This is a genomic window from Thermobaculum terrenum ATCC BAA-798 (assembly GCF_000025005.1).
In the GTDB taxonomy this organism is placed as follows: domain Bacteria; phylum Chloroflexota; class Chloroflexia; order Thermobaculales; family Thermobaculaceae; genus Thermobaculum; species Thermobaculum terrenum.
The window spans coordinates 232,693-253,063 of record NC_013526.1 but is presented as its reverse complement, the minus strand read 5'-3'; the positions used below and the strand labels follow the sequence as shown (position 1 = coordinate 253,063).

Genomic DNA, 20,371 nt, shown 5'->3' with positions numbered 1-20,371 from the left:
TGGAACGCCCCCAGCCGCCCCAACCACCTGCCGCCATCAGTGATCTCCCGGCCAAGCGCAGGGCGGACCCGGGAGCACCAGCTGGTCTGGCGGGACAGGGCCCTTGTCGACCTTCCCCACCGGCAAGAGCCTGTATACTGGAGCAGAGGCATACTAGACCGGGAGGGGCCATGAAGATCCTGCTGGCTGGCGCCACCGGGGCGATCGGGAGGCAGCTGCTGCCGCTGCTGGTCGCGGCCGGGCACGAGGTGGTGAGCACGACCCGTAGTCCCGACCGCGCGAGGCTGATCGCGGCGGCCGGCGGCAGGCCGGCGCTCGTGGACTGCCTCGACCGCGCCGAGGTGTTCGAGCTGCTGAGGAAGGAGCACCCCGACGTGGTAATCCACCAGCTGACCGCCCTCAGCGCCCGCGACCTCGAGGCCAACTCCAGGCTGCGGATCGAGGGCACACGCCACCTCGTGGACGCATCGCTGGAGGTAGGGGTCGAGCGCATGATAGCCCAGAGCATAGCCTTCGCTTACGCCCCCGGGAGCGGACCCGCCACGGAGGACGAACCCCTGCACCTGGAGGCGACGGGAGCCCGCGGGCTCACGGTAGCCGGGGTGCACGCCCTCGAGCAGGCAGTGGCCGAGATGCCCATAGGGGTGGTGCTGCGCTACGGCGTGCTCTACGGCCCCGGCACCTGGTACGCGAGGCACGGGCTCTTCACCGAGGGGCTGCGCAGGGGTGAGGTGGTGGCCTCCGACGGCGTCACCTCCTTCGTGCACGTGGCGGACGCCGCTCGGGCGGCAGTGGATGCGCTGGAGTGGCCAGCGGGGCCGGTGAACGTAGTGGACGACGAGCCGGCGGCCGAGAGCACCTGGATGCCCCTCTACGCCAAGTTGGTCGGCGCCCCCGCACCCGCCAGGAGGCCCGGCAGGGAGGGTTGGCAGCGGGGAGCGAGCAACCAGAGGGCGAGGGAGCTGGGTTGGCAACCCGTGTACCCCTCCTGGAGGGAGGGGTTTCGGGAGGTCCTGTCCCCCGGCAGCCGCTAGCGATGCGGGCACGCCTACCACTAGCTAGCTGGCCAGCGGTATGCTAGAGTCAAGTGACGGGACGCAGAATCACGATAGGAGTCGGTCAACATGTGCGGGAGGTTTGGCCTCGAAGCGGATCCCGAGCAACTAGCCCACAGGTTCGGGGCAACCCAATCGGAGATCCCCTGGGCCCCCAGGTACAACATCGCCCCCAGCCAGGAGGTTCCGGTGGTCACTCCGGAGAAGGAGCTGGCCCTCGTGCGCTGGGGCTACTCCCCTCAGTGGATGCAGGAGCAGAGCCCTTCCAGACAGATCATCAACGCCAAGGCCGAGACGCTGTTTACCAGCAAGACGTTTCGCGATGCGGCCGTGCACGATCGGGTGATCGTCCCCTGCAGCTACTACTTCGAGTGGGATAGGACCAAGCGGCCCTATCTCTTCCGGTTGCGGCAGGCGGAGATCTTCGGGCTGGCTGGGGTGAGGCTGGAGCAGGACGGTGAGAGCAGGGTGGTCATAGTCACCACCGAGCCCAACAGGGTGGCCGCAAGGGTGCACGCTCGCATGCCGGCCGTCCTGCGGCCCGAGGACGAGGAGCTGTGGCTGTCGGCCGATGAGACGGATCCCCACAGGCTGGGGAGGTTGCTGCTGCCTGTCCCCGACGACTGGCTGGAGTACTACCCCGTGTCCAGGCACGTCAACAACCCCTCCAACGACTCCCCGGACATCCCCCAGCCAGCACACCAGGAGTAGCTGCACCATGGGGCGTAGCCTCGTGCGAGCCTGGCTGTGCTCGCTGCTCGCGTTGGTGCTCCTCGCCTGCCGGGTGGGCCTGGGCACGCCGGCTCAGCCGCTGGCGCAGCTGCCAACTCGTCAATCCAGGCCATCGCAGGCACACGGAGCCGTGTTCAGCCCATCCCACGGCTCAGCCCCGCCGGCGCTCCCCAGCTGCCACATAGCCCACCCAGCGACGCCCCTCCCGACCAGGGCCACCAACCGCCACGGCACTCCCCCAGGACCGCCTGCCCAGCCCTCCCCGGCTCCCTGGCGGACCCCGGTGCCCATCCTGATGTACCATTACATCCGGCCAATGCCGGGGCCGACCGACCCAGTGGGCAGAGATCTCACCGTCACGCCGGCGCATTTCGCCCAGCAATTGGCCTACCTAGCTTCCCACGGGTACCACACGATCACCCTGAAAGAGCTCTCGCTGGCACGCGCCCATAGGTATGCGCTGCCACCTCACCCGGTGGTGCTGACCTTCGACGACGGCTACGAGGACTTCTACACCACCGCCTGGCCTTTGCTGCGCAGCCGCCACTTTGAGGCCACGGTGTTCGTCATCACGGCCCTGATCGGCCACCGGGGCTACCTCACCTGGGGCCAGATCCGGCAGCTGGACCGCACGGGCATGGTGGAGATAGGCTCTCACACCGTGAACCACCTGGACCTCACGGTGCTGAGCCCAGCGGCGGCCCGCTACCAGCTAGTGCAGAGCAGGCTAGAGCTGGCGAGCAGGCTTGGCCACCCCGTGGACAGCTTCAGCTACCCCGGGGGCAGGTTCAACTCACGGGTAGTCGAGCTGGTGAGGGAGGCTGGTTACAGGTCGGCCGTGACCACCCTCTACGGATGGGCAACGCCACGCTCCAACCCCCTAGCTCTGCCCAGGGTGCGCATACACGGCAGCACCACCCTGAGCGACCTCGCACACCTCCTGCCAAGGTAGGGGGATCTGCTGTCGACCTCTGCTTCTCGGGCCAGCCCGAGGGGCAGACGTACCTCCGGCGAAGCTCGCCCTCCCGCACACGGAGAGGCAAGGGGAGAGGTGCTCGAGGCCCCGCCACAACCGACCCGTCTGGCGCTAGCCTACCCGCCGTCCCGACAGCGTACGGGGCAAGGGCTTCAGGGGCCCGCCGCGCTCCCCAGCAGGACACCGACCTGCCCGCACAGGCCCCAGCGCTTATCCCTGCTAGCCGTGCCCCCGACTGCCCCCAAGGACGAGGGGCCGGAGCACACGCCTCAGCGAGAGCTCTTCCCGGGGCGAAGTTCCCCGGGATAGTCCCCCAGGATGTCTTGCGCCCGTATTCGCCCCACCTGCCAGTGCGCGCGGGCGTAAGCCATCCAAGGTGCCGTCAAACTCGGTGGGCACCCCCACAAGCCCTCGCGATACCGAGCACGGCACCTAACAAGCCGGCTATTTTATGTAAAATGCCTGTTCCCGGGGCTGTGCTCCGTCCCAAGGTGGGAGTCGGCGTTAGGGTCCAGATGGTCACGGCTGGTGCTCCTGGGGATTGTCCCAGTACCAAGTCTCAGGATCGTACACCGCGGGTGTGGGATGATGCCAGGGGTTGGTGAAGCCGTGCAGCGTGAGGTCCTCCCGACGGGGGACGTTCATCAGCCCCCGCTTGACGAGCACGATCCTGGGGTAGTTGGCCACGCAGCCCATGATGAACGGTCCCTCCTCTATGTGGATCTTGATGGCGTCCCAGGCCATCCTGCCCCGCTTGACGGGATCCACTTCCACCCGGGCGCGATCGTAGATCTGCCACATGCGGCCGATGGGCTCGAAGAAAGCCTCGTCCTCCGGACCTATCCTTAGGGGCGTCCGGCGCCAGGGATCCAGCGAGGTCTGTCGTTTCTCCTCGGGGGTGCCCCTGACCATCCACCAGCTGCCGTGCAGCGGCGCCCATTTCGTGGACTCTATGGGGAACAGCCACTGCGGGCTCACCCAGATGCTCATGGAGTCTCCTACCTCCCAGTCGGCCCGGGAGAACTGCTGCCCCGCAGCCCAGCGATCAGCTATGGAGCTGGGCGGCACGGGGTTGGGGCGGGCGTTGATCCCTATAGCCTTCCAGTCCTTCGAGAGCAGCTCGTTCTTCTGCACGTGCTCGGGACCGCCGGGCGCGCCGTAGTCCAGGGTGATCAGGAGCTTACCCCCGTCGGGCAGCTCCCGCCAGCCGTCGCCGTCCTTGTCCACCACGCCGATCTCGTCCAGCAGCTGCTTGGCCAGTTCGGGATCATACTTGATCGCGCTGTCCCGCCATTGCTGGTACACCTGGCGAGCCCCACTGCCCGCTCGTAGCTCCAGAGTCTTTGGGCTGTACGTGCCCGTCGTGAGCTCACCCGTCTGGTAGTAGACGAGCTTCTGCACCGCCTGGCGATTGAAGGCGTGCGACAACGCCTTGCGGAACTTGGTGTTGCGTATCAGGTCCCGATAAGCCTTGTTCTTGTAGTCGAAGTTGAAGAAGAAGATCGAGCCCGTGCCCGAGCCGGAGTCCCAGAACCTGACCTCCATGCCGCTCTTGTCCTCCGCCTGCTTGAAGCCGGACACGTCGGCCAGAGTCAGGTCCGTGAAGATACTGAGCACGTAGTCGGCCTTACCTTGCATATAACGCAGCCTGAGCACCTGCGGGTCCTGGACGTACGTCAGGCGCACCGAGTCGATGTACGGCAGCTGGTTGCCCCAGCGGTCCACACACCAGTAGTAGGGGTTGCGCACCCACAGGGTGTGATCCAGCGGCTTGATCTCGGCCAGCACCCAGCCTGTGAGGGCGGGGCAGTCGGGGTTGCGGGTAAAGTCCTTCTTCTCGTCAAACTCCATCACCCAGTTCTTGCCCACCTTGGGGTTGTACCTGGGATGGAACTGCTTGAGGTAGTGCTTGGGCTGAAGCCAATCGCCTCCCTGACCACGCTTGACGTACTTGCACAGCAGCTCAGGGAATATGGGCTGGGGAGCATCGAACTCCACCATCAAGGTGTAGTCATCCACCTTCTTGAACTTGGCCAGGGTCCCCTTGCCCGACCTGCACTCGTCCGGAGGTAAGGCCGGGTGCTCCTCGTTGAGCACCATATCCTCCCACCAGAACAACACGTCATCGACGGTGAAGGGCTTGCCGTCCGACCATTTTATCCCCTCCCGGAAGTGCAGCGTCCATCGGCTGGCGTCGTCGTTGGACTCCCAGGCCTCTACCAGCCCAGGGCCCACCTTGGTACCATCCTCCAGCCAGCGCAGCGGCGAGTGGCCGTACATGCACTCCTGCATGAAGGTGGAGATCCCCTCCTGGTCTGAGTAGCTCATCTCCAGCCTGCCACCGTACTTGCCCTGCTGCACCCACTTGTGGGGCACGACGTAGGGGTGCTTGGGCAGCCTCTGCTCCACGGGCGGCAGCTTGCCCGCCTTCACCAGCTCAGCCAGCATCGGAGCCTCGTGGTACTCGCCCGCGTAGGATGCGGGGGTGGCCCTACTTATTGATTGCGGCAGCCCAGACGGCTGAGGGGTGGCGACGGGCGCCTGCCCAACCTCAGGGGGCGTGGGTGAGGCGCCGGGAGTAGTGGGCGCGCTGGAGGTAGTCGTCGGAGTCGAGGTCCGCTGGCCTCCTCCACCGCAGCCCAGGAGCAGCGAGCCCGCAGCCAGGGCGGACGCGCGCAGGAAGTGCCTCCTAGATAGCTTGGTCCTCATATCGCTCTCCTTTCCGCGCCGTAAGCTCAACACACCTTTCGCATTGACGTCACAAGACAGCACATATATATGCACGCCGCTAGGTGCGTATATGATATACCCATTTGGAGCAGGGGTAAAGCCTTCCAGGTGTTGACTAGGAGAGGTGCCTGCAATATCATTAGGTAACCCTAGAACCGCTGAGCCCTGACTCCCCGAGCTCTAACGGTCCACTACCAACGGGACAGGAGGTGTGAGATGGCAGATACTACCCCTAACAGAGCTGGCGGCCTGCCCTTCATCCGCAGCATATCGGAGGACTTCACCACGCGCGCCTGGGTGCTCATCCCCATAGGCATAGGCATCAACGTCGTGGGGGGTTACATCGCCCAGGTGCTCAGGCTGCCGATCTTCCTCGACGTGATCGGGACCATCCTGGTGGGAGTGCTGGCCGGCCCCTGGGTGGGTGCCCTGGCGGGCTTCCTGACCAACATCGTCACGGGGCTGGTGGTCAACCCAACGCTGCTGCCCTACAGCGCCACCAACCTAGCGATAGGCCTGGTGGCAGGGATACTCGCCGTCACGGGATGGTTCAAGTCCTACTGGAAGGTCGCGGTGAGCGGCATCATCATCACGATCGTGGCAGTGGTGGTGAGCGCGCCCATCACGGTGTTCGTCTTCGGCGGCGTCACGGGCCACGGCACCGACCTGATAGTCGGCTACTTCCTGGCCACGGGGAACCAGCTGCTGTCCAGCGTGCTCAAGACCAGCTTCATCGTGGAGCCCATAGACAAGATCATCAGCTCGTACCTTGCGTTCTTCATAGCCAGGGCCATCCCCGCCAGGTACCGCCCTCCCAAGGCCAGGCAGACCCTGCCGGAGTAGGAGGCCCAGATGCTGGAGTACGTCCAGGGAGACAGCTTCCTCCACAGGCTCAACCCCGTCACCAAGCTGGTGGTAGCCACGTGCCTGGTGGTGGCCACCTTTCTCATGCCGGGCTTCGCGCCCTCGCTCGTGGTAGCTCTGCTCCTGCTGGCCTGCGCTTGGCTGGCAGGGGTGGCCGGCAGGGCCATCCGACCCACGCTCTCCATCCTCGCCCCCCTGGCGATCGCCCTCCTGCTCATCCAGGGGATGTTCTATCCCGGCAGGCAGACCCCGGTGGTCACCGTGGGGCCGATCACCTTCTGGCGCGAGGGATTGCTGTACGCCCTCACCTTCACCTGCCGGATCGCGGTGATCATCCTCGCGTTCCTGCTGCTGATGCTCACTACCCATCCCAAGGCCCTGTCGGTGGCGCTGGTCCAGCGCGGGATGTCCCCCAAGCTGGCCTACGTCTTCCTGGCCTCGCTCCAGTTCATCCCCGAGATGCAGCGGCGCGCCCTCATCATCTCCGAGGCGCAGCAGGCCAGGGGGCTAGACACCCGCGCCAACCTCTGGAGGCGGTTGGGATCGCTGACCGTCATGCTGGTGCCCCTCATCGCGGGGGCGCTCATCGCAGCGGAGACGCGCTTCCTGGCGCTCGAGGCCAGGGGGTTCGGCCGTAAGGGCCAGCGGACCAGCCTCCTGGAGGTGCCCGATGGGGGCGTGGACCGCCTCCTGCGCTGGGCGGCTCCGGCCTTGCTGTTGCTCCTGATAGCATGGAAGGTGGTAGCATGAGCCTGATAGAGATCGCGGACGTAGCCTTCACCTACGCCGCCCAACCGGGAGTGAGGGCGCTGGACGGCGTGAGCTGCGTCATCGAGCGCGGCAGCTTCGTGGGGATCACGGGCCCCGCGGACGCGGGCAAGACCTCCCTCTGCCGCCTCATCGCCGGCTACATCCCGCACTTGTTCGACGGCGAGCTCTCCGGTGAGGTGGTCGTGGACGGAGCGCCCACCCGGCGGGTGCCCGTGGAGGAGCTGGCGGGCAAGGTGGGCTACGTGTTCGAGAACCCGTTCGACCAGCTCACCGGCGCCTCCCTGACGGTGCTGGAGGAGGTGGCGTTCGCGCTCGAGAACATGGGGCTGCCGCGCGAGGAGATCGAGCGCAGGGCATGGGAGAGCATGCGGCTGATGGGCATAGATCACCTGGCGGATCGCCACCCCATGCGCCTGTCGGGTGGGCAGTCTCAGCGGGTGGCCATCGCCTCCGTGCTGGCCATGCGCCCCGAGATCCTCCTCCTGGACGAGCCCACCTCCCAGCTCGATCCCGTGGGCGCGGAGGAGGTGTTCGAGACGGTGCTTAAGCTGCACCAGCAGGGCCTCACCGTGATCATGGTCAGCCAGGACTTGGAGAGGCTCTCGAGGTACGCCGACCGCCTGTTGGTGATGCGGGGCGGCAGGATAGTGCTGGAGGGCGAGCCCCGAGAGGTGCTGGGGCGGGCGCTGGCGTCGGGGCTGCCGCTCGTGATGCCCGTGCCCGCCGCGGTGGGCTGGCAGCTGCGTCAGGCCGAGGCGGTCCCCGTGTCCCGGCCGCTGCCCCTCACCGTTGAGGAGGCCGCGGCGGAGATCGAGGGGGTGCTGCAGGCGAGGGGCTCCGACCTCCAAGCCGTCGACCCCGTGCGCGAGGGCCGATCGGGCGAGCCGCAGGTGAGGCTGGAGGGGGTAAGCTTCTCCTACGGGGGCCAGGTGAGGGCGCTGGAGGACGTGTCGCTGGAGATGGATGCGGGATGCGTCTGCATCCTGGGGCAGAACGGCTCGGGCAAGACCACGCTCATGAAGCACCTCAACGGCCTCCTCAAGCCCAGCAGCGGGCGGGTGCTCGTGCGCGGGGAGGACACGCGAGACCACCGCGTGGCCCACCTGGCGCGCCACGTGGCGCTGGCCTTCCAGAACCCCGACGACCAGCTCTTCCGGAGCAGCGTCGAGCGGGAGGTGCGCTTCGGCGCGGAGAACATGGGCTTCCCTCCCGAGGAGGCCGAGAAGCTGGTGGAGAGGGCGCTCGACCTGCTGCAGCTGCGGGATGTCAGGCACCGCAAGCCCTACGACCTGGGGCTCTCGTGGCGCAAGCGGGTGGCGATCGCCTCGGTGCTCACCATGGCCTCGCCGGTGGTCGTGCTCGACGAGCCCACTGGGGGTCAGGACGCCGAGGGGATACAGCTCCTGGGGGCGCTGGTGGAGCACCTGGTGGGGGAGGGGAAGCTGGTCGTGGTGGTCACCCACGACGTGGAGTTCGCCGCCGAGCACGCCGACCGCGCCATCGCCCTGCACGCGGGGAGGGTGCTGCTCGATGGCGGGCCCAGAGAGGTGTTCGCGCAGGCGGAGGTGCTCGCCCGCACCCACGTCCACCCGCCGGCAGCGCTGCTGATAGGCCAGCGCCTGGGGCTAGCCCCCCTGCCCCTCACCCCACAGGAGCTACTGGCGGCCGTCGGCATCGCCCGGCAGCGCTAGGATCTCCGCTCGCCCAGACCTCCAGCCTTCATGGCAGGAAGGTGAAGGAGTCGAACAGGCGGGGCACCTTGCCGTAGCCTATCCCGGGCGTCCACTCGATCCAACCCGACCTGCCGGAGCCATCGTCGTCGTTGACCAGCAGGTCGAACCCGATCTGCCCACCGGGGCTTGGGACCAGCGGCCTGATCTCCGAGATCGGGATCGCTGCCTCGTACACCGTCTGGTCGCCCTGCCTGACCACGCTCAGCCTGGCCGACTCGACCAGCACGTTGCCCGGCAGCCCGCCGCTGCCGTACCACCGCCACACCTGAGGCCCGGCAGGGGTGAGGGTCAGCCCCCACTCCGAGTCGTCCGAGTCGTAGCTGTCGGACTTGTTGTTGAGCGCGTCGATCGCGAACTGCACGCCGTCCCCACGCCAGACGTCGCCGCCCGTGTAGGTCTGGCGGAAGGCGTTGTCCGTCACCCTCACCGCGACGTAGAGGTAGTCATCGTCCCACATCGTGTAGCCCACGGCGGAGAGGTCCTGGGGAGTCCAGCCCTTCTTCTCCGCCACCTGTGAGGCCCTGTCTAGGTGGATGGGCAGGGCCGCTCGCCAGTCGGACAGATCACCATCCACGGCCGCCCGCCCCCTGGGGATCGCCAGGAAATCCAGCGCCTGGCTGGCGCTAACCACACCCGCAGTGTAGGTGGCGGAGATGCCCACCTCGTACTCGTTGAAGTCGGCCTGGCGCACGGCGGTCAGTTCGAAGCTCATGGTCTGCGACTCCCCCGGCGCCAGTGGCCCGTACGCGGCCGAGGACGGCGAGGCCGACCAGCCGGCCGGCAGCTGGAGAGCCAGCGTGCCCGACTGGGCGTGCGCGCTGGCGTTGGCTACGCGCACCCTGAGCTCCGTGCCGGCCGCGGGTCGCTCCCGCAGGGGCAACACCTCGAGCTCCAGCGCCGGACGGAGCTCGAGGTCCACCTCTATGGGGACGACCGCCTTCACGCCATCGTACCTCCCCCCGATAGCTATCCTGTAGCTGCCGACGGCGACGTCCGTCGGGGGCACCACCCGCAGCTCGACCGTGCGACGCTCCCCGGGCGCCAACGAGACCACTCCAGCGCCCGCGACATCCCAGCCCAGAGGAGCGTCCACCGTCAGGTCGAACGCGACGCTCCTGTCCAAAGCGTTGTGCACCGTGACCGGCAGCGGGGGCAGCTCCCCGACCACGGCCGAGAGGTTGTAGTCGGGAGTGCTGAGGTAGACCCAGGGGTACACAGGCTCCTCGTACCTGTACACCTGCTGGGAGGCGCGCGCCAAGCTGCGCCCGAGCACCGCCGCGCGCCAGGCCGCCACCGGGTCCTGCTGGCGCATCTCCCGCGACTCCTCGAGGTACCTGGAGGCATCCTGCCACAGCGCCTCGGCGTGCGGCCTGCTGGCGTCCGCCCCACTCGGGAGGGCGGTGATCTTGCCCGAGCCCTGGCCAATCAGGGCCTGACCCCGCGCCCTCGAGGCGTAGGCCATGTCCGCCAGGGCGCCGCTCGCCCTGGCGAGCGAGTACACGTTCACCAGGGCCGACCTCCAGGCATCACCCCCCGCCGTGTGCGCGCTATCTATCCAGATACCACGCGCCCTGTCGAGCTCCCCGAGCGCGGCCACGAGATCCCCGGGGCTGCGATGGGTCAGGTAGTGCTCAACCCTGGAGGAGGCGCGCTCCAGGTGGGACTCCACCTCGGGCGCGAATTCCCTACCTCTCAGGTCCAGGCGGGCGGCAGCCAGCGCCTCCTCGAAGGTGTTCGCTGCCGCCTGCAGGAGGACACCGGCTCCCAGACCATGCACGTACATGGGATCGGGACCCACCGTCAAGGAGGCCGAGCCTCCATCCACCGGTACATCCCTCTCGTTGCCGTCGATGTCGTACACCTCCAAGCGGGACGCACTGGTCCGGAGGGACACCTGCCGGGCGGAGGTGGCCCACAGGACCAGGATGGCCTCTCCCCGGCGCGCGAACACCTCGCCCCGCACTCCCTCCGGCAGGGACAGGTCGCCCACGTAGTGGCCGGCGCCTATCTGCCTCACCAGGTTGGCGTAGGCGGTGTAGGCGGGCTTGGGGGAGAGATCCAGCCTGACTATCCCAAACCTGTGCTCGTGGTTGGCTGGGTCGGGCCCGTCGTCCTGGAAGTCGTACCAGTTGACCTCCCGCACGTACCCCGTGGACAGCGCCAGCAGGTAGGTGCGCACCAGGTACTGCGCCTGCTGGGCCTCGCTCACCCCGTACGGGCCGGTGTCGGTGGCCCAGCCTATCTCGGTCAGCCATATCGGCTTCTCGTAGCCGTACTCGTGCATCAGCTCCTGGTGGAACCGCAGGTCCCGCAGCAGATCCGTCTCGTCGGGGCCGCCCACCCTGTAGGGGTGTATCGAGAGGACGTCCATGTAGTTCAGCCCTCCAGCGTCGAACAGCTCCCGTAAGTAATTGAGGTCGGTGCCCGCTATCGCGCCTCCTATGACCACGGCATCGGGGTCCAGCCTCTTGATCGTGGTGTAAGCGGTCTTGAGGACGGCGGCGTACTCGCGGGCGCTCGGCTCATCCCCCCAGAACTGCTGCCCATTGGGCTCGTTCCAGACCTCCCAGTACCTGACCTGATCTCGGTACCTGGTCACCATCTCGGCCACGTACCTCGCCCAGCCGCGCAGACCTGCCTCGGTATGGGGAGCGCGAGGGCTGCCGCTCTCGTTGAGGTCGTACAGACGGTTGTGGTAGTCCAGGATGATCAGGGGATCCAAGCCCTGCCGGACGTTCTCCGCGACGTAGGCGTCGAACTGAGGTGGGAAGGTGAAGACGCCCTTCGTCTTCTCAAGCTCCGACCAGTACATCTCGTCGCGGGTCCAGTTGATGCCGGCCATGCTCATGAGCCGCAGGTTCTTCTCGGGATCACCCTTGTACTGTCCGAAGTGGGTCTGCGCCCCGAACGGGGACAACCTGCTGTAGTCGTGGGCATCCAGAGGCTCTATCACCCCGAAGCTGGTCTCCAGCACGCGGAGCTCTTCGCCCTGTTGGTCCAGCAGGGCGAACCTACCGTAGTACACCCCCTTGAGCCTCGGAGTAAAGGCCAAGTGCACGTCGACCGTACCTCTTGGAGGAATCGTCAGGCTCGTGTCCCTGTCGAGCACGACCGTGCCGTCCTTGTACTCGACGTGCTGCCGCAACACCACTTCCCGAGGCTCGTCCGCCAGGGAGCGTACGGTCACAATCCCGCTTACCTCTTCTCCAGGCGAGAAGACGTTGCCCAATCGCGGGGTCGTGACGCTCAACCTGAGATCCTCGCCCGGCCTGGAGGACCTGGCGAAGGCCGCGTCATCGAACCAAGCGGTACCCGCCTCCGCGGGCGCCACCCACAGGTAGAACTTGAGGTAGGAGGTTCTGGAGTTGAACCCCGATAATTCTACGTCGAACCGCTGCCAATCGTGCGTGCCGCCGGTCGTCACCAGGCGATTGTCTCCGCTCGAGAGCACGTGCCACCCTATGGCCACGTTGTTGGGGTCCACCTCCAGCACCCTCACGCTCACGGCGTTGCTGGGCAGTGAGTCGGTCCTGATCCACACACTGAAGACGTAGGAGAGCTCCACGTCTATCGGCACGAGGTTACTCAGCATAAAGACGTCGTCGCCGGGGAGCGGTAGCACCCGCACCGACCTCTGTCCACCATGTACCTGGGTGGTATCCGTGGCCACCCTCTCAGGATGGTTGGCCTCCCAGGGACCTGCCTCGAACCCCGGATTGTCGAGGCCCGTCTCCTGTGCGCGGCCGTTGTGGCTCGCAGGCCACAGAGCCAACAGGAGCACCAGCACCAACATCGCGGGGACACCCTTCCTGCCCATCGTCACCCTCCCAAATATAAAGCATTAACATATTTATTTATGCATTAAATCATACATATTATTGCTTTAAACACAAGAGGGTCTTGGCTATCCCCTGCAGATCAGGTGCTGCACGTGCTCGGGAGGGTGCTGCAGTCCCTGCTGGAGAAACTCCGGCAGCAGCTTTATCTCGGATAACCCTGAGATGGGAAACCACCGCAAGACGAACGATGCGCCGTTGACCTCCGTCCACGGATAGCTGGTATCCAGATCCACGCGATGGAAGCTCTCGGGCAAGAGGCACTCGTAGTACAGCGACAGCTCATGGAAGCTGCGGCCGCCGAGCTCGAAGAAGTTCTCCACCACCCACAGCAGCCCCTCGATCCTGACGTCCACCGCCAGCTCTTCTCTAAGCTCTCTGCGCAAAGCGTCCCTGGAGGACTCGCCTGCCTCACACCTGCCGCCTGGTAGAAACCAGAAATCCGTCCCCTCCTGCTGCACCAGCAGGACGCGCCCCGCCCTCCTACACACGGCGGCTACCCTGTAATTAAATATGAAGTCACCTACCTCAAAGCTGATCATGCCCTCGTCATCTCCAACTCAAAGTTAATCCAGAGGCCCTGAGGCCAGGATAACAGAAACCGCGCATAAACTTGTATTGACTATTGGTATATAGTAATATATACCCGTATGCTTGCTATCGATCGTGCGATGGAGGTCACCCCTTGCGCTGGAGGACTTGGCTCTGCTTGTGGATCTGCCTGCTGCTGGCGGCTGGGTGTGGGAAGGCCAACGCGCCTTCGGAGGAGGGCGGGGTGAGCCCGGCCGAGGCCACGGCCAAAGCCATCATCGCTCGCGCTAACGCGGAGGCCACCGCACAGGCCATAGTGGGCAGCGCGAAGGCTACCGCCGAGGCCATGTCCAGGAGACCCCCCTCCGCTCGTCCAACCCCGACACCCCAGGCAACGCCTACCCCTACCGCGGCCCCGACCGCGGTGCCGGCCTCCCGGGCGAGGTGGAGCTGGCCACCGTCAAGCTGCTGGTGGAGGGGCAGGGGGACTACGCGGGCACGACCTTTGGGGGCTCGGGATCCATCATCCACCCCAGGGGCTACATCCTCACGAACGCTCACGTCGTGTACGACCTGGACCTCAGGCAGTTCTACAACTGGAGCGGCCTCGCCGAGGTGTACGTCACCGAGGATCCCCACCTGCCAGCCAGGCCGGCTTACCTGGCCAAGGTGGTGCAGCTGGACCGGGAGCACGACCTGGCGGTGCTCCGCGTAGTCTCCGACATACGAGGGAGAGACCTGCCAGCCGGCTTCCGACTGGAGACAGCATTGCCGCTGGGCGACTCCGATACCGTGCAGCTGGGGGACGAGGTGCGCGTGTTCGGGTTCCCCAGCGTGGGCGGGGACTCCGTCACCTACACCCGGGGAGTGGTCTCCGGATTCCTGCCGCTGTACGGCCAGACGCTCATCAAGACCGATGCCGAGTTCACCCACGGCTCCAGCGGCGGGGCGGCGGTGGACAACCAGGGCAGGTTGATCGGCGTGCCCACAGCGGGCGTGGTGGACAACGCCGGGAAGGTGGGCTACCTCGTGCCCATCAACAACGCCAAGACCATCATCGCCCAAGTGTTGGCCGGCAGGGAGATCGCCATCACGACCCGCCCCACGCGCCGGACCGTAACGCTGTACGTGGATGCCGCCGCCCAGGGCTACACCGGCGCCAACGTGCGGGCTCGCCCGAGCATCGACTCCCTCAAGGTCGGCTACCTGGACAACGGGGAGGCGGTCGCGGCCTATCCCGATACGGTGACCAACTCCAAGGGCGAGATCTGGTACAAGGTGTTCTACCAGGGCCGCACGGCCTACATCCTGGGCTCGCTGCTGAGCGAGATCCCACCGACGATCACCGACCCGGAGGACACGGTGGTGATCCTGCAGGTCGATGGAGGATACCTGGGGTACACCGGCGCCAACGTTCGCGAGCGCCCCACGACGAGCTCGGCCAAGATCGGCTACCTGCCCAACGGGGCCCTCGTGGAGGCCTATCCACGGCCCGTCACGGGCGAGGACGGACAAGCCTGGTACAGGGTGAAGTACGACGGGCAGGTGGCCTACATCCTGGGCTCGCTCCTGCGAGAGCCTGCCTCGGCCGCTCTCGACCAGCGTGCCTTCGGGCAGTACCGGTCATGACCTCGAGGTTGTGCACCCTCCTGCTGCTGGCCCTCACGCTCTGTGGGTGCAGCGGGCGGGGCCCACAGCCAGCGCCCACCCCATCCCCGATGGCTGGGCGAGCCGAGCTGATCTCGGGAGCGCACGCCACGGCAACGGCGATCATCTCCCAAGCCAGCAAGGCCGACCCCCCTCGAGGTCCCGGCGCCCCACCCACACCGACACCAACCACCGTCCCCTCCCCCACGGTGACCCCCAGCACATCGCTGCTGTACGTGGACGCCAGCAGGTACGGCCGTGCCGGATCCCCGCTGCGCGGCCGACCCAGCGCGGGAGCACCCGTCAGGCAGATCGTCCCCAACGGGCGAGCGGTGATAGCGGTTGCCATGCCCATCGAGGGCGCAGACGGGCGTAGCTGGTACCGGGTCAGGTACATGGGGCGCTGGGGCTACATGCCCGCCGAGGTATTGTCGATCGCCCCACCGCCCACGCCCAAGCCCACCCCAACACCGGCTCAGCCACCGGACGGCGAGGTCAGGGCATCCTTCCCCATCTACCCAGCCACGGCCGACCTGGACTGGTATCGGCTGGAGGAGCTGCTCCCTGGGTCCTACCGTACGGAGCACCTGGTGGTCAGGTACCGGCCGGGCACCTTCGCGGCCACCCACGTATCCGAGTTCGCGCAAGCGGCCCAGGAGGGGCTGGCCCACGCTGAGCGCCTCCTGGGCGTGCGCCTGGCAGGCGATGTCACCTTCTACCTGGCGTACGCGCCGTTCCCCAACCCGGACCCGGGCTTGAGGGGGTACTCCCGAGCTCGCGACCGCGCCATATTCCAGCTGTACGACGGCGTGGGCACCCCGTTGGAGAGGCAGTACCTGAGCACCCACGAGCTCACCCACCAGCTGGCCAGCGACGGTATAGGCCCCAGCTCCTCCGTGATGCTGTCCGAAGGGCTGGCGATGTACGCCTCCGAGGAGTACCTTCTGCGAGACGGGCAGGTGTCGCTGGACGGGTTCGCGCGGGCGGCGCTGGCCACGGGGACGCTCATCCCCCTGGAGCAGCTGGCGAGCGGCAGGGTGCGCTTCATGGGCAGGCTGCTCCGCCGCCACCCGTACGATGAGGCCGGCTCGTTCGTGGGGTACCTCGTCCGGACCTACGGCCTGGCCAAGTTCAAGCAGGTCTACGTCAGCGGCGACTACCTGGGCACCTACGGGAAGCCGCTGGCGCAGCTCGACCAGGAATGGCGCCGCTACCTGATATCCGGTCGCGCCCAGGGGCCCTTCGCCCCCGATCCCGAGCGCTACATCGAGAGCGTGGGGGAGGTGCAGGCCCGCTACGAGGAGCTGTTCGAGGCGCTCGGGCGCGGGCAGCCCATCAGCCGACGCGCGTACCTGCTGCTGGACCAGGCCAGGGTGGAGGCCGACAGGGGGCAGCTGGAGGGGTGCAGGCGGCTGCTCGGGGAGTTCGACGAGCTCTGGGACGGCTAGCCTACGCCGGCTCGCAGCTCGCGCAGGATCCCCCGTAACGCCTCGGTGTAGGCCTCGCTGTAGGTCGGGAAAGGGCGCACCACGTCGGCCAGGACCTCCACGGGCACCTCGGCACGGATCGCCAGCGCAGCCTCGCCGATCCACTCATCGGCTCTCGGGCCCAGCGCAGAGGCACCCACCAGCACCCCGCGCGCGGCATCGGCCACCAGCTCCAGCCTGCCGATCCTTTCCCCCTCAGCCGAAGCTCGCGCCACCTCCGACAGCTCCACGCGCGCCGACACCACCTCGACCCCTGCCTCCTCGGCCCGCTCCCTGGTGAGCCCCACAGCTGCTACGGGCGGGTGGGTGTACACCGTCCTGGGCACGGCGCGGTAATCGGCCAGGGCTCTTCTTCCCAGGAGGTTGGCCGCGACCACCCTCGCCTGGTAGTTCGCCGTGTGCGTATAAGGGGCCACCCCGGTCACGTCCCCGGCGGCCCACACGTGTGCCTGCCCCTCCACCCGGCAGCGGGCATCCACCTTTAAAGGGCCCGCCGTGGCTATGCCCAGCTGCTCCAGCCCCAAGCCACGGGTGTTGGGATCCCGACCGACGGCCACGAGCAGCCTGTCGGCGGGCACCTCACCTCCCCCCTCGAGCTCGAGCGCCACGCCGGAGGAGGTCGTCCTGGCCCCCAGGACACTTCTGCCGGTCAGCACCCTCACCCCCTGGGAGCCGAGCACCTCGGCCATGAGCTCCCCTACCCAGGGAGACTCCCTGCTCAGCAGCCGCGGCGAGCGCTGCACCACCGTGACCTCGGTGCCGAACGCCGCGTACACCTGCGCCAGCTCGCAGGCCACCGCACCCCCGCCCAGTATCGCCAGCGACCCAGGCAGCTCGGGCGAGCTCAGCGCCTGGTCGCTCGTCCAGCAGGGCAAGTCCTCCAGCCCCAGTATGCGAGGCAACCTGGGACGCGAGCCCGTACACACCACGAGGTCGCGCCAGCCGATCTCCAGCCTTCCCACCTCCACCACACCCGGGCGGGAGACCTTCCCACGACCACGGAAGAGGCGCGCTCCGGCTCTTGCCAGCTCCTCGGCGTGGGCGGAGTCATCGCGGTGCTCCGCGACCTCGTCCCTCCAGGCGATCGCCTCCCGGAAGGCCTCGGCGTCCGGGCCGCCGCACAGCCGGTGCCTGCGGGCCGAGTGCAGCATCGCCTTGCTGGGCATGCACGCCAGGAACGGGCACTCCCCTCCCACCAGGCCGTCGGCTACCACCGCCACGCGCACCCCCTCGCTCGCCAGCTCCAGGGCCAGCGTCTCCCCGGCGGTGCCCGCCCCCAGCACCACCACATCGAAGTCCTCCATCTGCCACCTCCACAGGTCTGTACGCCCCGCGTGTTGCAGGAAGCGTGCCCCAGCCTGTATCATGGCTGCGCATCACGCTTGGGGGGTGAGTACATGGCCGAGGGTTGGGACGCTATGGCCCGCTGGTACGACGACAAGCAGGGGGAGGAGGGCGACCTGTGGCACCGCGAGCTGATCGACCCCACGCTGTGGCGGGTCATCGGTGACCCCGCGGGCTTGGACGTGCTGGACTTGGGCTGCGGCAACGGCTACGTAGCCAGGAGGATGGCCCGCGCCGGGGCCAGGGTCACCGGCGTGGATGCCTCCCCGGCGATGGTCGAGCGGGCTCGGGCGCACGAGGCCCGGCAGCCCCTGGGGATAACCTACCTCGTGGCCGACGCGGCGCGCCTGGACGCGCTGGCCTCGTCCAGCTACGACCTCGTGGTGAGCAACATGGTCCTCATGAACGTGGAGCACGCCGAGGGCGCCATCCACGAGGCCTCGCGGGTCCTGCGACCTGGCGGCCGCTTCGTCGCCAGCCTGTCGCATCCCTGCTTCGACATCTGGGAATCCTCCGGCTGGCAGATAGAGATGGTGGGCACCCAGCGCATAGCCTGGCGCAAGGTCCGGGGGTACAGGCAGCAGCAGGCCGCCAAGGTACCCTGGCGGGGACCTCAGGGAGAGACCTGGGAGACCTGGACGTACCACCGCCCGCTCTCCTGGTACTTCCGGAGGCTGCGCGAGGCAGGGCTGGCCGTCACGGCGCTCGAAGAGCCCAAGCCCACCGAGGTGTTCCTGCAGGAGTCCCCCCAGGTCTGGATAGCGGACGTGCCCCTGCACTGCGTATTCGAGGCCATCAAGGTGAGCAGATAGGCACCTATTGATGCAGCTATATACGCAGCGTATAATATCGTTGATGGCCTGAGAGGATGAAGGACTACTACGGTATACTGGGCGTGTCCCCCAAAGCGAGCTACGACGAGATCAGGCAAGCCTATCGCAGGCTCGCCAAGCAGTATCATCCCGACCTGAACCCGTACGATCCCTACGCCAACGAGAAGTTCAAGGAGATCAACGAGGCTTACGAGGTGCTGAGCGACCCCTACAGGCGGGCGAGCTACGACCTGGACAGGGAGTACGCCTACAGCCAGCAGGCCGCCGGCAGCTACTCCTACGGCGGCTACTCCCCCGGAGCCAGCTCCCGCTCGTACGGCCAGTACGCTTCCTGGGGCGCCGGCGGCTCGAACCCACCGGGGAGCACGGGATACGCCGGGGCGACGCACGCCACGACCGCTCCCGGCCCACCCAAGGATCTACACCTGCACCGATACGTGCTGTGGGCGTTGGTGGCGATCGAGCTCATGCTCGGCCTGCTGCTCTCGGTGGGAGGCACGCACGCCGTCCTGGCGTTCATGGAGCGCAGGCCCAGGCAGGCGCGCGACGCGCTCATCGCCGGCGCAGCCTTCCTCATCTTCAAGTTGGTGGCGCTCCTGGTGATAGCCTTCGGCCACGCGCCGCCGGCTATCGAGCTGGTGTTGTGGGGGCTGCCTGTGGCCTCCGCCGCCCTGCTGTGGTGGCAGTACAACGAATAACGGCTCAAGTCCGACGCGCCTCGACCAGCTCCAACAGACCGAGCGCCCTGCGCTCCAGGCGCTCTACAGAGAAACCCTCCAGGTGGTCCAAGGGATCGCGCAGCAGGTGGTCGCCCCACAGCCTGGCCACGGGCTCCAGCGCCCGCTGGAGGGCCCTCACCAGCGGCACGGGGCTCCGCACGTGCTCCAGGAGGAGCAGCCGGCCGCCGGGGCGCAGCACCCTCCTGGCCTCCCGCAGGGCGGCAGCGGGATCCGGGATGGTGCACAGCCCCAAGGTGATGACCACCGTGTCAAAGGCGCCGTCCGGTAGATCCAGGTGCTGGGCATCCCCCACCAGCAGCTTGACCCGGCGGCCCGCTCGCCTCGCCCGACGGTGCGCCCTCGCGAGCATGCCGGGGCTCTGGTCCACGCCCACCAGCTGCACCCCGCTCGGGTAGTACGGCAGGTTGAGGCCGGTACCGAGCGCCACCTCCAGCACCTTCCCCTCCGCCCTAGAGCAGAGCCGAGCGCGTGCCCCTCTTAGCAGCAGTGCGTCGAGGGGCAGCAGCAACAGGTCGTACAGGGGAGCGATCGCATCGTAGATACGTCTCAGCCTGCCGATGGTACCTCACCCCCTAGGGGATCACCGCTACGTCGCTGGCGCGCACGAAGGCGATCCTGTGGTTGAAGGCTATCACGTAGAACAGCTCGTGCCCGTCCACCACCCTGTAGTCCTCCGGAGCGTTGAAGGTCACGGCGTAGTAGTCCTGGGCCCTGACGGGTCCCCACGCCACGTAGTACTGCCCGGCGGGTATGGCGTACTGCAGGGGCTGGAGCGTGTGGATGGTGGGCACGCCCGCGGAGGCGTAGTCCTCGGGCGAGGGGTAGGCCGCCCCGTACACCTGCACGGACGCCGCGCCCGGCTTGGGCGTCACCAGCAGCCCACTGCTCCGCACGGTGTTGGTCCTGCCGCCCGGGTTGTAGAACCAGGCCTTCTTACCGCCGTAGAAGATCGCGCTCCAGTCGCCCCTCTGCTCGGCCAGGTAGAACCGCTGACCGGTCACCGCCTTGTCGCCCCAGTCATAGGCGAGCGTCGTGCCCGCCGAGCCGTCAGGGTGCAGCGCGGGATCGCTGATCAGCGGGGCATCGAAGCTC

17 protein-coding genes are annotated in these 20,371 nt (G+C 67.3%); 10 read left to right on the top strand and 7 right to left on the bottom strand.

Annotated elements, in window-relative coordinates; genetic code table 11:
* Positions 1-170: 170 nt before the first annotated feature.
* From TTER_RS10745 to TTER_RS10735, 3 genes are all read left to right on the top strand, one after another.
* Entirely contained in the window at positions 171-1,034 is an 864-nt protein-coding gene (locus TTER_RS10745) for an NAD-dependent epimerase/dehydratase family protein (RefSeq protein ID WP_012876049.1), read from the top strand.
* Positions 1,035-1,124: 90 nt separating this feature from the next.
* Positions 1,125-1,766 carry an SOS response-associated peptidase gene (locus TTER_RS10740; protein ID WP_012876048.1) on the top strand — a complete coding sequence of 214 codons (642 nt, stop codon included), beginning with the start codon at positions 1,125-1,127 and terminating at the stop codon, positions 1,764-1,766.
* 7 nt (positions 1,767-1,773) lie between these two features.
* Positions 1,774-2,739 carry a polysaccharide deacetylase family protein gene (locus tag TTER_RS10735; RefSeq protein WP_012876047.1) on the top strand — a complete coding sequence of 322 codons (966 nt, stop codon included), beginning with the start codon at positions 1,774-1,776 and terminating at the stop codon, positions 2,737-2,739.
* 543 nt (positions 2,740-3,282) lie between these two features.
* Here the strand turns inward: TTER_RS10735 and TTER_RS10730 are convergent.
* Positions 3,283-5,472 carry an ABC transporter substrate-binding protein gene (locus tag TTER_RS10730; RefSeq protein ID WP_012876046.1) on the bottom strand — a complete coding sequence of 730 codons (2,190 nt, stop codon included), beginning with the start codon at positions 5,470-5,472 and terminating at the stop codon, positions 3,283-3,285.
* A 237-nt stretch (positions 5,473-5,709) separates the two neighbouring features.
* On the opposite strand from TTER_RS10730, the gene TTER_RS10725 reads away from it, so the two are divergent.
* From TTER_RS10725 to TTER_RS10715, 3 genes are read left to right on the top strand one after another with little or no spacing between them, the layout of a single operon-like run.
* On the top strand, positions 5,710-6,336 hold the full coding sequence (locus TTER_RS10725) for an ECF transporter S component (RefSeq protein ID WP_012876045.1): 627 nt from the start codon (positions 5,710-5,712) through the stop codon (positions 6,334-6,336).
* A 9-nt stretch (positions 6,337-6,345) separates the two neighbouring features.
* Positions 6,346-7,107, top strand: coding sequence for an energy-coupling factor transporter transmembrane component T family protein (locus TTER_RS10720; RefSeq protein WP_012876044.1), 762 nt, complete (start codon positions 6,346-6,348; stop codon positions 7,105-7,107).
* A complete protein-coding gene (locus TTER_RS10715) occupies positions 7,104-8,819 on the top strand; it encodes an ABC transporter ATP-binding protein (protein WP_012876043.1) in 1,716 nt (571 codons plus the stop codon). The genes TTER_RS10720 and TTER_RS10715 overlap by 4 nt, the downstream gene beginning before the upstream one ends.
* Before the next feature lie 28 nt (positions 8,820-8,847).
* Here the strand turns inward: TTER_RS10715 and TTER_RS14930 are convergent, their stop codons facing one another.
* From TTER_RS14930 to TTER_RS16275, 3 genes are all read right to left on the bottom strand, one after another.
* The gene (locus tag TTER_RS14930) at positions 8,848-12,678 is read right to left on the bottom strand and encodes a sugar-binding protein (RefSeq protein ID WP_012876042.1); all 3,831 of its coding nucleotides are present in this window, start codon (positions 12,676-12,678) and stop codon (positions 8,848-8,850) included.
* Positions 12,679-12,765: 87 nt separating this feature from the next.
* Positions 12,766-13,239 (bottom strand): NUDIX hydrolase, encoded by a 474-nt coding sequence (locus tag TTER_RS10705; protein ID WP_012876041.1) that lies wholly within the window; start codon positions 13,237-13,239, stop codon positions 12,766-12,768.
* Between the two features lie 136 nt (positions 13,240-13,375).
* Positions 13,376-13,576 carry a hypothetical protein gene (locus tag TTER_RS16275; protein WP_041425242.1) on the bottom strand — a complete coding sequence of 67 codons (201 nt, stop codon included), beginning with the start codon at positions 13,574-13,576 and terminating at the stop codon, positions 13,376-13,378.
* Positions 13,577-13,672: 96 nt separating this feature from the next.
* On the opposite strand from TTER_RS16275, the gene TTER_RS10695 reads away from it, so the two are divergent.
* Together TTER_RS10695 and TTER_RS10690 are read left to right on the top strand one after the other, a co-directional pair.
* On the top strand, positions 13,673-14,857 hold the full coding sequence (locus TTER_RS10695; protein ID WP_012876040.1) for a trypsin-like peptidase domain-containing protein: 1,185 nt from the start codon (positions 13,673-13,675) through the stop codon (positions 14,855-14,857).
* A 350-nt stretch (positions 14,858-15,207) separates the two neighbouring features.
* A complete protein-coding gene (locus TTER_RS10690; RefSeq protein WP_148211993.1) occupies positions 15,208-16,323 on the top strand; it encodes a gluzincin family metallopeptidase in 1,116 nt (371 codons plus the stop codon).
* On the opposite strand, the gene TTER_RS10685 is transcribed toward TTER_RS10690, so the two are convergent.
* Positions 16,320-17,666, bottom strand: coding sequence for a dihydrolipoyl dehydrogenase family protein (locus tag TTER_RS10685; RefSeq protein ID WP_012876038.1), 1,347 nt, complete (start codon positions 17,664-17,666; stop codon positions 16,320-16,322). The two genes, TTER_RS10690 and TTER_RS10685, sit on opposite strands and share 4 nt — an antisense overlap.
* Positions 17,667-17,759: 93 nt before the next feature.
* Here TTER_RS10685 and TTER_RS10680 point away from each other — a divergent pair, with 93 nt between their 5' ends.
* Positions 17,760-18,518, top strand: a complete 759-nt coding sequence (locus TTER_RS10680) for a class I SAM-dependent methyltransferase (protein ID WP_012876037.1) — start codon at positions 17,760-17,762, stop codon at positions 18,516-18,518.
* Positions 18,519-18,601: 83 nt separating this feature from the next.
* Complete coding sequence (locus tag TTER_RS16400) at positions 18,602-19,237, top strand: DnaJ domain-containing protein (protein WP_420894136.1); 636 nt, start codon at positions 18,602-18,604, stop codon at positions 19,235-19,237.
* A 4-nt stretch (positions 19,238-19,241) separates the two neighbouring features.
* On the opposite strand, the gene TTER_RS10670 is transcribed toward TTER_RS16400, so the two are convergent.
* Both TTER_RS10670 and TTER_RS16080 read right to left on the bottom strand, forming a co-directional pair.
* Positions 19,242-19,787 carry a class I SAM-dependent methyltransferase gene (locus TTER_RS10670; RefSeq protein WP_241215269.1) on the bottom strand — a complete coding sequence of 182 codons (546 nt, stop codon included), beginning with the start codon at positions 19,785-19,787 and terminating at the stop codon, positions 19,242-19,244.
* 64 nt (positions 19,788-19,851) lie between these two features.
* Positions 19,852-20,280: a hypothetical protein gene (locus tag TTER_RS16080; protein WP_241215309.1), complete on the bottom strand. Its 429-nt coding sequence runs from the start codon at positions 20,278-20,280 to the stop codon at positions 19,852-19,854.
* Positions 20,281-20,371 lie beyond the last annotated feature (91 nt).